The 12,873-nt window shown below is 60.6% G+C and carries 9 protein-coding genes; 8 read left to right on the top strand and 1 reads right to left on the bottom strand.

The annotated features are described in order from the left end of the window. The first annotated feature begins 247 nt into the window (after nucleotides 1-247). A complete protein-coding gene (gene rmf, locus ICA16_RS21905; protein WP_003223300.1) occupies nucleotides 248-463 on the top strand; it encodes a ribosome modulation factor in 216 nt (71 codons plus the stop codon). A gap of 264 nt (nucleotides 464-727) precedes the next feature. Here rmf and ICA16_RS21900 read toward each other — a convergent pair whose 3' ends face one another. Next, on the bottom strand, nucleotides 728-1,750 hold the full coding sequence (locus ICA16_RS21900; RefSeq protein WP_150616737.1) for a quinone-dependent dihydroorotate dehydrogenase: 1,023 nt from the start codon (nucleotides 1,748-1,750) through the stop codon (nucleotides 728-730). A 235-nt stretch (nucleotides 1,751-1,985) separates the two neighbouring features. Between ICA16_RS21900 and ICA16_RS21895 the strand changes: the two genes are divergently transcribed. From ICA16_RS21895 to ICA16_RS21865, 7 genes are all read left to right on the top strand, one after another. Beyond that, nucleotides 1,986-3,197 (top strand): CmpA/NrtA family ABC transporter substrate-binding protein, encoded by a 1,212-nt coding sequence (locus ICA16_RS21895; protein ID WP_210701548.1) that lies wholly within the window; start codon nucleotides 1,986-1,988, stop codon nucleotides 3,195-3,197. A 15-nt stretch (nucleotides 3,198-3,212) separates the two neighbouring features. Next, nucleotides 3,213-3,788 (top strand): ANTAR domain-containing response regulator, encoded by a 576-nt coding sequence (locus ICA16_RS21890; RefSeq protein ID WP_007916390.1) that lies wholly within the window; start codon nucleotides 3,213-3,215, stop codon nucleotides 3,786-3,788. A gap of 324 nt (nucleotides 3,789-4,112) precedes the next feature. After that, complete coding sequence (locus ICA16_RS21885; protein WP_042558506.1) at nucleotides 4,113-5,324, top strand: nitrate/nitrite transporter; 1,212 nt, start codon at nucleotides 4,113-4,115, stop codon at nucleotides 5,322-5,324. Between the two features lie 7 nt (nucleotides 5,325-5,331). Then, entirely contained in the window at nucleotides 5,332-7,005 is a 1,674-nt protein-coding gene (locus ICA16_RS21880; protein ID WP_210701547.1) for a bifunctional protein-serine/threonine kinase/phosphatase, read from the top strand. Nucleotides 7,006-7,383: 378 nt separating this feature from the next. Continuing rightward, on the top strand, nucleotides 7,384-9,837 hold the full coding sequence (nirB, locus tag ICA16_RS21875; RefSeq protein ID WP_210701545.1) for a nitrite reductase large subunit NirB: 2,454 nt from the start codon (nucleotides 7,384-7,386) through the stop codon (nucleotides 9,835-9,837). After that, nucleotides 9,834-10,151, top strand: coding sequence for a nitrite reductase small subunit NirD (nirD, locus tag ICA16_RS21870; protein ID WP_210701543.1), 318 nt, complete (start codon nucleotides 9,834-9,836; stop codon nucleotides 10,149-10,151). Before nirB ends, nirD begins: the two co-directional genes overlap by 4 nt. Then, nucleotides 10,151-12,865 carry a nitrate reductase gene (locus ICA16_RS21865; RefSeq protein WP_210701541.1) on the top strand — a complete coding sequence of 905 codons (2,715 nt, stop codon included), beginning with the start codon at nucleotides 10,151-10,153 and terminating at the stop codon, nucleotides 12,863-12,865. The genes nirD and ICA16_RS21865 overlap by 1 nt, the downstream gene beginning before the upstream one ends. Nucleotides 12,866-12,873 lie beyond the last annotated feature (8 nt).

Genomic DNA, 12,873 nt, shown 5'->3' with positions numbered 1-12,873 from the left:
TCAATAATCATTGAACAAATACGCAGTTACTTATTGCCGTAGCACCCTTTTCGTTACGTCCTTATGACAAAACGGTCATTCCATCGGTGTGACTCATTGGTTAGAAATGACCACAGGTTGACGTCGCAACGGCGTCAACACCTTGGCTCGCCACGCCGGCAGCGAGCCGCCCCCGGCAGAGTTTTTCTGCCAGACCTCGGTTGAGGTCAACGCGACACATACAGTCAACAAGTGAGGGAAACACCCTATGAGAAGACTTAAGCGTGATCCGTTGGAAAGAGCATTTTTGCGCGGATATCAATATGGCGTTGGTGGCAAATCCCGTGAGCTTTGCCCATTTACTCTACCGTCGGTACGCCAAGCCTGGATTAACGGCTGGCGAGAAGGACGCGGCGACAACTGGGACGGTATGACCGGCACTGCGGGAATCCACAGACTCAACGAACTTCACGCCGTCGGCTGACACAGGGCATTTATTCCGACACGACAATCTGAATTTGTAACGCATTAACCACGCACGTCCTTCCCGGACGGCGGGCTACGGCCCAGGGGCTCCTTCGAGGAGCCCTTTTTTATGCCCGGTCGATTTGCCTTTCGAATGTCTGCCGACTACCCCTGTAGGAGCTGCCGCAGGCTGCGATCTTTTGATCCTGTTTTTTTAAAATCGACATCAAGATCAAAAGATCGCAGCCTTCGGCAGCTCCTACATTGGCCGGGACAGCCTGGGTTATTTGCGCAGGGCGGCGATGGCGTCGACGGATTCACGAATCAGCGCCGGGCCCTTATAGATGAAGCCCGAGTAAATCTGCACCAGACTGGCACCCGCAGTGATCTTCTCAGCAGCGTGCTTGCCTTCAGTAATCCCGCCCGCCGCAATGATCGGCAAACGCCCACCCAACTCAGCCGCCAGCACTTTCACGGTGTGGGTGCTCTTGTCCCGCACTGGCGCACCGGACAGGCCGCCCGCCTCGTCACCGTGCTCCATGCCTTCAACGCCTACACGGCTCAGCGTGGTGTTGGTGGCAATGACCGCGTCCATCCCGGTTTCGATCAGCGCTTGCGCGACCTGCGCGGTTTCTTCGTCGGTCATGTCCGGGGCAATCTTGATCGCCAGCGGCACATGCTTGCCATGGCGCAACGCCAGTTCGGCGCGACGAGTGGCCAGGTCAGCCAGCAACTGCTTGAGCGAATCGCCGAACTGCAAGCTGCGCAGGCCCGGGGTATTCGGCGAGCTGACGTTGACGGTGATGTAACTGGCGTGGGCGTAGACTTTGTCCAGGCAGATCAGGTAATCGTCAACCGCGCGTTCAACCGGGGTATCGAAGTTCTTGCCGATGTTGATCCCCAGCACGCCCTTGTATTTGGCCGCGGCTACCCGCGTCAGCAGGTTATCCACACCCAGATTGTTGAAGCCCATGCGATTGATGATCGCCTCGGCTTCCGGCAGGCGGAAAATCCGTGGTTTCGGGTTGCCCGGTTGTGGACGCGGGGTCACGGTGCCGATTTCGACAAAACCGAAACCCAACTGCGCGAAGCCGTCGATGGCCGCGCCGTTCTTGTCCAGACCCGCCGCCAGACCCACCGGGTTGGGGAACTCCAGGCCCATGACCGTCACCGGCACCTTCGCTGGCGCCTTGCACAGCAGACCGTTGAGGCCCAAACGCCCACCCGCGCCGATCAGATCCAGCGACAGATCGTGGGAGGTTTCCGGGGAAAGTTTGAACAACAGCTGACGGGCCAGGGTGTACATGGGCGGCGATGACTCGGGCGGCGAAAAGAGGCGGCGATTATAGCCGGGCATCGACCCACCGCGCGAGGCGCACGCGCAAATCGACGCGACTGGCATATGCCTTGCACCCTTCTTGCCATCAGCCCGCACGCCAATGGCGGCGTACGGGCCGGGACAATGGCGTCGTCATGGGGTTTTGCCTGCGCAAAACCGGTGGCGGCGTTTTTTTTGAAGGCGGCTTTTGCAGGTGCATGCGATGAATGAACCCTCCGTCGGGCCGCTGGCCTGGGTCAACGGCAGCGATGCTCCGGAAAAGACTGCGATCAACCTTGGTTTCATGGCCCTGAGCGATTGCGCCTCGGTAGTGGTGGCCGCCACTCAGGGTTTCGCTCAACCTTATGGCCTGACCCTGAACCTCAAGCGCCAGACGTCATGGGCCAACCTGCGCGACAAACTGGTCAGCGGCGAACTCGATGCCGCCCACAGCCTGTACGGTTTGATCTACGCCGTGCATTTGGGCATCGGCGGCGTCGCATCCACCGACATGGCCGTGTTGATGGGCCTCAACCAAAACGGCCAGAGCCTCAACCTCTCCCACGGCCTGCAAAGCCTCGGCGTGAGCAGTCCTGAAGCGCTGGATCGCCACGTGCACCAATCCCGCGCAAAACTGACTTTCGCCCAGACCTTCCCGACCGGCACACACGCGATGTGGCTTTATTACTGGCTGGCGAGCCAGGGCATTCATCCGTTACAGGATGTCGACAGCGTGGTGGTGCCGCCGCCGCAAATGGTCGCGCACCTGCAAGCGGGACGAATCGACGGCTTTTGCGTCGGCGAACCGTGGGCCGCCAGCGCGGTGCAGCAGGATCTCGGCTTTACGCTGGCCACCAGCCAGACCATCTGGCCCGATCATCCGGAAAAAGTCCTCGGCTGCACCCGCGCCTTCGTCGAGCAATACCCGAACACCGCGCGCGCGCTGGTGATGGCGATTCTCGAAGCCAGCCGATTCATCGAAGAAAGCCCGGAAAATCGCCGCAGCACCGCGCAATTGCTCAGCGCCCCGGATTATCTCGACGCGCCGGTTTCGTGCATCGAACCGCGCTTTCTCGGCGACTACGCCGACGGCCTCGGTAATCGCTGGCAGGATCCCCACGCCTTGCGCTTTCACGGCAATGGCGAAGTCAATCTGCCGTATCTCTCCGACGGCATGTGGTTCATGACCCAGTTCCGCCGCTGGGGTTTGCTGCGCGAAGACCCGGATTACCTCGCCGTGGCGCGTCAGGTTCAGCAATTGGGCCTTTATCGCGACGCGGCGACCGCTGTCGGCGTTGCCGCGTGGGGCACGGACATGCGCAGCAGTCAGTTGCTCGACGGCAAGATCTGGGACGGCAGCGATCCGGCCGGTTATGCGCGCAGCTTCAAGCTGCACGCTCTGAGCGACGACGCTCCCCTTCTCGCCCGCCGCTGACAGGAGACCGCCAACATGCTGCGCATTCTGCTGATCAACGACACAGCGAAAAAAGTCGGACGCCTGAAAGCCGCTCTGACCGAGGCCGGTTTCGAGGTAATTGACGAGTCTGGCCTGACCATCGACCTGCCCGCACGCGTCGAAACGGTGCGCCCGGACGTCATCCTGATCGATACCGAGTCACCGAGCCGCGATGTAATGGAGCAAGTGGTGCTGGTCAGCCGCGACCAGCCACGCCCGATCGTGATGTTTACCGACGAACATGACCCCGGCGTGATGCGTCAGGCGATCAAGTCCGGGGTCAGTGCCTACATCGTTGAAGGCATTCACGCACAACGTTTGCAGCCGATTCTCGATGTGGCGATGGCGCGCTTTGAAAGTGATCAGGCGTTGCGTGCGCAGTTGCAAGCCCGCGACCAGCAACTGGCGGAGCGCAAGCGCATCGAACTGGCCAAGGGGCTGTTGATGAAGATGAAGGACTGCAACGAGGAAGAGGCCTACACCCTGATGCGGCGCCAAGCCATGAGCCGCCAGCAGAAGCTGATTCAGGTGGCGGAGCAGATTATTGCCATGAGTGAATTACTCGGCTGAATAACCAGCAAGATCAAAAGATCGCAGCCTTCGGCCGCTCCTATAGGAGTTCGATGCTCCCCCTGTAGGAGCTTTCGAGTGCAACCAGGCAGCGATCTTTAAGCCTTGGCACAAATCTCGCTACACATTCCATACAGGTAACCAACGGCGGTTGCCCCACCTACGACAAAGACGTCGCTGACCCGCTCGCCCCTCCCGGCGAATCAGGTAGCGGCGTTTTTGCGTTTTGGCCCCACAGCCCGGGGCCGGTGGTGCGGCCGTGGCGGCGCCCCACTTTGCTGACTCATGACTCCTTCTCGAGACTCTTTACAGCTGAGGTGCGCGATGAATAAAAGCTTCTGGAAATCCGGCCATACCCCGACCCTGTTCGCGGCCTTCCTCTACTTCGACCTGAGTTTCATGGTCTGGTACCTGCTCGGCCCGCTGGCGGTGCAGATTGCCGCCGACCTGCACCTGACCACGCAACAGCGCGGGCTGGTCGTCGCCACGCCAATCCTTGCCGGCGCCGTACTGCGCTTCGCGATGGGCATGCTGGCGGATCGGTTGTCGCCGAAAACCGCCGGGCTGATCGGCCAGGTCATCGTCATCTGCGCGCTGTTCGGCGCCTGGAAACTCGGTATTCACAGTTACGAACAGGCGCTGATCCTCGGTCTGTTCCTCGGCATGGCCGGCGCTTCGTTCGCCGTAGCGCTGCCGCTGGCATCGCAGTGGTACCCGCCTGAGCATCAAGGCAAAGCCATGGGCATTGCCGGCGCGGGCAACTCGGGCACCGTGTTCGCTGCACTGCTCGCGCCGGTACTGGCCGCATCCTTCGGCTGGAGCAACGTCTTCGGCTTCGCAGTGATTCCATTGATCCTCACGCTGGTGCTGTTCGCCTGGATGGCAAAAAACGCCCCGCAACGTCCGAAAGCCAAGTCCATGGCCGACTACTTCAAAGCCCTCGGTGACCGCGACAGTTGGTGGTTCATGTTTTTCTACAGCGTCACCTTCGGCGGCTTCATCGGCCTGGCCAGCGCCCTGCCCGGCTACTTCAACGATCAGTACGGATTGAGCCCGGTCACTGCCGGCTATTACACCGCTGCCTGCGTGTTCGGTGGCAGCCTGATGCGGCCATTGGGAGGTGCGCTGGCGGATCGTTTCGGCGGCATTCGCACCTTGTTGGCGATGTACACCGTGGCGGCTATCTGCATCGCAGCGGTCGGCTTCAATCTGCCAAGTTCCTACGCGGCGCTGGCACTTTTCGTCTGCACCATGCTCGGTTTGGGGGCAGGCAACGGGGCGGTTTTCCAACTGGTGCCGCAGCGCTTTCGTCTTGAGATCGGCGTGATGACCGGGCTGATCGGCATGGCTGGCGGCATCGGTGGTTTTGCTTTGGCGGCAGGCATGGGCGCGATCAAACAAAGCACCGGCAGCTATCAACTGGCCCTGTGGTTGTTCGCAAGCCTTGGCGTGCTGGCGTGGTTTGGCCTGCACGGCGTCAAGCGGCGCTGGAGAACCACCTGGGGTTCGGCAGCCGTGACTGCGGCTCGAGTCTGAGGACTGAATGGCCCTGCAATTGAGTTTCGCCGAAGCCAGCGCCACCGGCCCGCGCGCGGAGAATCAGGACGCCCTGCGTCTGGTCACGCCAGCCCCGGCGCTGGCGGCGAGCAAGGGTTACCTGTTCGCCATCGCTGACGGTGTCAGCCAGTGCGCCGATGGCGGACTGGCTGCGCGCTCGACCTTGCAAGCCTTGGCCCTCGACTACTACGCCACCCCGGAAACCTGGAGCGTGGCCCAGGCACTGGATCGCCTGCTGCTGGCGCAAAATCGCTGGTTGCAGGCCAACGGTGGTGGGCAGCCGTTGCTCACCACTGTCAGCGCTTTGGTCATGCGCGGTAGGCGCTTTACCCTGGCCCATGTAGGCGATTGCCGGGTTTATCGCTGGCATGCCGACAGCTTGCAGCGGATATCCAACGACCATGTCTGGGAGCAGCCGGGCATGCAGCATGTGCTCAAGCGTGCGTTAGGGCTTGATCAGCATCTGGTGCTGGATTTTCTCGACGGCGAATTACGCACGGGCGAGTGTTTCGTGCTGCTCAGCGACGGCGTGTGGTCGACCTTGGGCGATACCGCCATTGCGGCGATCCTGCGCGACCAGCCGGACCTGAACAACGCCGCGCACACACTGGTGAACGCCGCGCATCTGGCCGGCAGTCAGGACAACGCCAGCGCCTTGCTGGTGCGGGTAGATGCCGTCGGTGAAGCGAGCATCGGCGATGCACTGATGCATTTGCAGCAATGGCCGCTGCCCCCGCCGCTGAAATCCGGGCAATCCTTCGAAGGCTGGCAAGTGGAAGAAGTTGTCAGCCAGAGTCAGCAATCACTGCTCTATCGCGTGCGCGACGACCAAGGTCAGCCATGGTTGCTGAAAACCCTGCCCGCACGACTGGCCGATGATCCACAGACCGGGCAAGCGCTTCTTTCGGAGGAATGGTTTCTGAAACGCGTGGCCGGTCGGCATTTCCCTGAAGTCCATGGGTGCCTTCAGCGTCAGCATTTGTACTACGTGATGCGGGAATATTCCGGGACGACCCTGGCGCAGCGTTTCCAGCGAAGCGGCCCGTTGCCATTGGCACAATGGCAGGAACTGGCCGAGCGGCTGCTGCGTGCAGTGGGCCTGCTGCATCGACGGCAGATTCTGCACCGGGATATCAAACCGGAGAATTTGCTGCTGGGTGACGATGGGGAATTGCGCCTGCTGGATTTTGGTCTGGCCTATTGCCCCGGCCTGTCCGAAGACGCTGTTTCGACGTTACCGGGAACCCCAAGTTATATCGCCCCGGAAGCCTTTCGCGGTGACCCGCCCGGCGCTCAACAGGACCTGTATGCGCTGGGCGTGACCTTGTATTTCCTGCTCACGGGGCATTTTCCCTATGGCGAGATCGAAGCCTTTCAACGGCCGCGATTTGGCTTACCGGTCAGTGCCAGTCGCTACCGCCCCGATCTGCCGGAGTGGTTGGCGCAGAGCCTGGAGCGCGGTGTTGCTGCCGATCCGCAACAGCGTTTTGAAACGGCGGAAGAATGGTTGTTGGTGCTGGAACAAGGCGAGCGGCGCAGTTTGAGCGTACGCCCCAGACCACTGCTGGAGCGTGAGCCGGTAAAGGTCTGGCGGACGATGGCACTGGTGGCGTTGCTGGGGAATCTGGTGCTGCTGGTTTTGTTGTTTCATCAGCCTTGAAAAGATCGCAGCCTTCGGCAGCTCCTACAGGATGTGCACGATTCCCGTGTAGGAGCTGCCGAAGGCTGCGATCTTTTGACTTTGCGCCTCAAAATCGCGCAACACGCCTCCAGACAGTGCAGAAAAATTCCATTCCTGGCAGAAAAGTCCCGTAATCACGGGATTGGGAATACTTGGCACAACCACTGCATTAATCCTTTCAACACACACATAAAGCCCAACCTTCAACGACGAAGGTTGTGCTCCCCGAGAGAACGGGACCAGGACAAAGGCGTCCTCGCTAGGCAACTAGCGGGACGCCTTTTTTTGTTTGCGCAAAATTTCTCGAGCAAGGCCTGAAGCCCACAAGAGGCCAGCCGCAGCTCCCCGGAGAACCTGATGAAAAAACTCAAACTGGTGATGATCGGCAATGGCATGGCCGGCGTCCGCACCCTCGAAGAACTGCTCAAGCTGAGCAACGAGCTGTACGACATCACGGTCTTCGGCGCCGAGCCGCACACCAATTACAACCGCATCCTGTTGTCGCCGGTGCTGGCCGGTGAGCAAACTTTCGAAGAGATCGTGCTCAACGACCTCGACTGGTACCTGGAAAACAACATCAAGCTGCTACTCAACCGCAAAGTGGTGGAAATCGACCGGGTCAAGCGCCGGGTGATTGCCGAGGACGGCACTGAAGCCGAGTACGACCGTCTGCTGATTGCCACCGGCTCGACGCCGTTCATCCTGCCAATTCCCGGCAACACCTTGCACGGCGTGATCGGTTACCGCGACATCGCCGACACCCAGGCAATGATCGACACCGCAAAAACCCACAAGCACGCCGTAGTGATCGGCGGCGGCCTGCTCGGCCTCGAAGCTGCCAACGGCCTGATGCTGCGCGGCATGCACGTCACCGTCGTGCACCTCGGTGAGTGGCTGCTGGAGCGGCAACTGGACAAGACCAGCGGCCAACTCCTGCAAAGCGCTCTCGAATCCCGTGGCCTGCATTTCCGTCTGTGCGAACAGACCCAAGCCCTGCACGACGCCGGTAACGGTCGGGTCGGGTCGGTGCAATTCAAGAACGGCGACATCATCCCCGCCGACTTGGTGGTCATGGCCGCCGGCATCCGCCCCAACACCGAACTCGCGGAAAAGGCCGGCATCCCGTGCAATCGCGGCATTCTGGTCAACGACACCCTGCAAACCTACGACCCGCGCATCTATGCCATCGGCGAATGCGCCAGCCATCGCGGTATCGCTTATGGCCTGGTCGCACCGTTGTTCGAACAAGCCAAAGTCTGCGCCAACCACCTCGCGCAGTTGGGTTTCGCCCGCTATCAGGGTTCGGTCACGTCGACCAAATTGAAGGTCACCGGCATCGACCTGTTTTCCGCCGGCGACTTCATGGGCGGCGAAGGCACCGAAACCATCACCCTCTCCGACCCGATCGGCGGGGTGTACAAAAAACTGGTGATCAAGGATGACGTTCTGGTCGGCGCCTGTCTGTACGGCGATACGGCAGATGGCGGTTGGTATTTCCGACAGATTCGTGAGAATCACGCCATCGGCGAGATCCGCGATCACTTGATGTTCGGCGAAAACGCCCTCGGCGACGTAGGACATCAGGGCCAGGACAAAGCCATGGTCATGGCCGACACCGCTGAAGTCTGCGGCTGCAACGGCGTGTGCAAAGGCACCATCGTCAAAGCCATTCAGGAACACGGCCTGTTCAGCGTCGATGAGGTGAAGAAACACACCAAAGCGGCCAGTTCCTGCGGCTCCTGCGCGGGGCTGGTCGAGCAGATCCTGATCAACACCGTCGGCGGCGCGGCAGACGTCAAACCGAAAAGCGAAAAAGCCATCTGCGGTTGCAGCGACCTCAATCACGGCCAGATCCGCCAGGCGATCCGCGAGCAACATCTACTGACCATCGCCGGCACCATGAGCTACCTCAACTGGCGCACACCAAACGGCTGCGCGACGTGCCGCCCAGCGCTCAACTATTATCTGATTTCCACCTGGCCGGGAGAGGCCAAGGATGATCCGCAATCGCGCCTGATCAACGAGCGCGCCCACGCCAACATTCAGAAAGATGGCACCTACTCGGTGGTGCCACGGATGTGGGGCGGCGTGACCAACCCTTCGGAATTGCGCCGAATTGCCGACGTCGCCGACAAGTACAACGTGCCGATGGTCAAGGTCACCGGCGGTCAGCGCATCGACTTGCTGGGCATCAAGAAACAGGACTTGCCCGGCGTCTGGAAAGATCTCGACATGCCCTCCGGCCACGCCTACGGCAAATCGATTCGCACGGTGAAAACCTGTGTCGGCAGTGAGTTCTGCCGCTTCGGCACGCAGAATTCGACGCAATTGGGCATTGAACTTGAACATGACCTGTTCAACATGTGGTCGCCGCACAAAGTGAAGCTGGCGGTTTCCGGATGCCCACGCAACTGCTCGGAAGCGGGTATCAAAGACGTAGGAATCATCGGCGTCGATTCCGGATGGGAGATGTACATCGGTGGCAACGGCGGGATCAAAACTGAAGTCGCCGAATTCTTCGTCAAGCTGAAAACTGCCGAAGAAGTCCGCGAATACAACGGCGCGTTTTTGCAGCTCTATCGCGAAGAAGCCTTCTACCTCGAACGCACCGTGCACTACCTGCAACGGGTCGGCATGGAGCACATCAAGAAAGCCGTGCTTGAAGACCCGGAACGTCGCAAAGCTTTGAACGAGCGCCTGCAATTCTCCCTGTCGTTTGAGCAGGACCCGTGGAAAGAGCGCCTGGCGCAGCCGCAACTGAAGAAAGAATTCGACGTGATCCCTGTGAAAAATCTGGAGGTGCCGGCATGAACTGGCTCGATATCTGTGCCCTGGAAGAGATCAATACCCTCGGTTCGCGGATCATTGCCGGACCCAAAGGTGACATCGCGATTTTTCGTACAAGTGACGACGAAGTATTCGCCCTCGACGACCGCTGCCCGCACAAGGGCGGCCCGCTGTCACAAGGTTTGATTTACGGCAAACGTGTGGCCTGCCCGCTGCACAACTGGCAGATCGACCTGCAATCCGGTGAAGCCCAGGCGCCTGATATCGGATGCGCCCACCATCACGCGGCGCGGATTGAAAATGGCCGGGTGCAATTGGCCCTGCGGGACGCTATCTGATGAACCGCCAGACGACCGCCTCGACCTGCTGTTATTGCGGGGTCGGCTGCGGCGTACTGATCGAGCATGACGGCGAGCGCATCCTCGGCGTCAGTGGCGATCCGGCGCATCCGGCCAACTTCGGCAAACTCTGTAGCAAAGGCTCGACCCTGCACCTGACCGGCGACCTCGCTGCCCGGGCGCTGTATCCGGAATTGCGCCTGGGCAAAGGCCTCGCGCGCAGCCGCACCGACTGGGACACGGCGCTGGACCATGCTGTAAATGTGTTCGCCGAAACCATCGCCGAACACGGCCCGGATAGCGTCGCGTTCTACATTTCCGGACAGCTGCTGACCGAGGATTATTACGCCTTCAACAAACTGGCGCGGGCGCTGGTCGGCACCAACAACATCGACAGCAATTCACGCCTGTGCATGTCTTCAGCCGTGGTCGGCTACAAACGCAGTCTCGGCGCCGACGCACCGCCGTGCAGCTACGAAGATCTGGAACTCAGTGACTGCGTGATGATCGTCGGCAGTAACATGGCCTACGCCCATCCGGTACTTTTTCGTCGGCTCGAAGAGGCCAAATCGCGCCGTCCGCAGATGAAAGTCATCGTTATCGACCCACGGCGCACCGACACCTGCGATCTGGCCGATCTGCATCTGGCGATTCTGCCGGGCACCGATGTCGCTTTGTTCCATGGGATTTTGCACCTGCTGTTGTGGGAAGAATGGATCGACCGCGACTTCATCACCGCCCACACCGAAGGTCTGGCCGAGCTGAAAAGCCTGGTGCGCGATTACACGCCACAGATGGTGTCGCAACTGTGCGGGATCAGTGTCGAGCAACTGCAGCAATGCGCTGAATGGGTGGGGACTGCGCCGAGCTTTCTGTCGCTGTGGTGCATGGGTTTGAACCAGTCCACCGCCGGCAGCGCAAAAAACAGCGCATTGATCAATCTGCACCTGGCCACCGGGCAAATCGGTCGTCCGGGTGCAGGACCTTTCTCTCTCACCGGTCAGCCAAATGCCATGGGCGGGCGGGAAACCGGCAGTCTGTCCAATCTGCTGCCCGGCCATCGTGACGCGGCCAACCCCGAGCACCGCGCTGAAGTCGCGGCTTACTGGGGCGTTGATCGGTTGCCGGAAAACACCGGGCTCAGTGCTATCGAACTGTTCGAACAGGTGCGCAGCGGCAAGATAAAGGCGTTGTGGATAGCCTGCACCAACCCTGCGCAATCGATGCCGGATCAACACTCTGTGCGTGCAGCGCTGGAGGCGTGTCCGTTCGTGGTGTTGCAGGAAGCCTTCCGCACCACCGAAACCGCTGCATTCGCCGATCTGCTGTTGCCCGCCGCCAGTTGGGGCGAGAAGGAAGGTTCGGTGACCAATTCCGAGCGACGCATTTCCCACGTACGCAAAGCCATTCTCGCACCGGGTGAAGCACGGCCAGACTGGGCGATTACGGTGGATTTCGCACAGCGTCTGGAGAAACGTCTGCGCCCGCAACGACCGAGCCTGTTTACCTTCGATCAACCTTCGCAGCTGTTTGATGAGTTCAAATTGCTCACCCGCGGGCGTGATCTGGATCTGTCCGGGATCAGTCATGCACTGCTCGACCAGATCGGGCCGCAACAATGGCCCTTCCCCGCTGGCGCCCGGCAAGGAACAGCACGGTTGTACAGCGACGGTATTTTTCCTACAGCCAATGGCCGCGCGCAGTTCATTGCCGAGCCTTACCGCGCCGCCAAGGAGCAGCGTGATGCGCGCTTCCCGCTGACGCTGATCACCGGCCGCCTTCGCGATCAATGGCACGGCATGAGCCGCACCGGCACGGCGGCGCAACTGTTCGGCCATGTCAGCGAAGCGGTATTGAGCCTGCACCCGGACGAACTGCGCCGGCACCGTTTGCAGCCGGGTGATCTGGTCAATCTTAAAAGTCGTCGCGGCGCTGTGATTGTCGCGGTGGGTAGCGATGACGGTGTGCGTCCGGGTCAGGCTTTTTTGCCGATGCACTGGGGCGATCGTTTTCTCAAGGGCGGCGTGAATAGCTTGACGCTACCAGCCTTCGACCCGTTGTCCAGGCAGCCGGAACTCAAGCACAGCGGTGTGCGCCTGGAACCGGTCAATCTGCCGTGGCAACTGTTCGCACTGATCGAGGGTGATGTTCAACGGCACTTCGAGACGCTACGACCACTGTGCGAGGCGTTTTCCTACGTGAGTCTGAGCCTCGTCGGACGTGAACGTCCGGCATTGCTGATACGCGCTGCCAGCGGCGCGGCACCGGACCCGCAGTTGCTGGGTGAGATCGACCAATGTCTGTCGCTGATCGATGGCCCCGTATTGGCCTATGACGACCCGCGCCGGGCCATCGGCAAACGTGTACGCATTGAGAACGGCCGGATTACCGCGATTCGCCTGGCTGGCGAAACACTCGCGCAACACTGGCTGCAAGGTTTGTGGCTGGAAGGTCGCGCGGATGAACAACTACGACGCTGGCTGCTGGCGCCAATGAGCGCGCCGCCGGGCAACGCCGGGGCGCAGGTCAGTCGCGATAAAACCTTGTGTAACTGCAATAACGTCAGCTTCAACGCAGTCTGCGCCGGTATTGGCCAAGGACTTGACCTGCAGGGTTTGAAAAATCAACTGGGATGCGGCACGCAATGCGGCTCATGCGTCCCGGAAATAAAGCGCTTGCTGGCTGCCAACGTGCAGCCGGTTGCCGTCATTTGATGAGGGAA

The sequence above is a fragment of the Pseudomonas anatoliensis genome (assembly GCF_017976235.1).
GTDB classification, from domain to species: Bacteria; Pseudomonadota; Gammaproteobacteria; order Pseudomonadales; family Pseudomonadaceae; genus Aquipseudomonas; species Aquipseudomonas anatoliensis.
Note: the sequence above shows the minus strand (reverse complement) of the source record. Positions and strands in the feature narration are given on the sequence as shown.

Bases quoted from the DNA above. Each gene is read 5' to 3' on its own strand.
- rmf (WP_003223300.1), top strand. From the start codon at position 248: ATGAGAAGACTTAAGCGTGATCCGTTGGAAAGAGCATTTTTGCGCGGA.
- ICA16_RS21900 (WP_150616737.1), bottom strand. From the start codon at position 1,750: ATGTACACCCTGGCCCGTCAGCTGTTGTTCAAACTTTCCCCGGAAACC.
- ICA16_RS21895 (WP_210701548.1), top strand. From the start codon at position 1,986: ATGAATGAACCCTCCGTCGGGCCGCTGGCCTGGGTCAACGGCAGCGAT.
- ICA16_RS21890 (WP_007916390.1), top strand. From the start codon at position 3,213: ATGCTGCGCATTCTGCTGATCAACGACACAGCGAAAAAAGTCGGACGC.
- ICA16_RS21885 (WP_042558506.1), top strand. From the start codon at position 4,113: ATGAATAAAAGCTTCTGGAAATCCGGCCATACCCCGACCCTGTTCGCG.
- ICA16_RS21880 (WP_210701547.1), top strand. From the start codon at position 5,332: ATGGCCCTGCAATTGAGTTTCGCCGAAGCCAGCGCCACCGGCCCGCGC.
- nirB (WP_210701545.1), top strand. From the start codon at position 7,384: ATGAAAAAACTCAAACTGGTGATGATCGGCAATGGCATGGCCGGCGTC.
- nirD (WP_210701543.1), top strand. From the start codon at position 9,834: ATGAACTGGCTCGATATCTGTGCCCTGGAAGAGATCAATACCCTCGGT.
- ICA16_RS21865 (WP_210701541.1), top strand. From the start codon at position 10,151: ATGAACCGCCAGACGACCGCCTCGACCTGCTGTTATTGCGGGGTCGGC.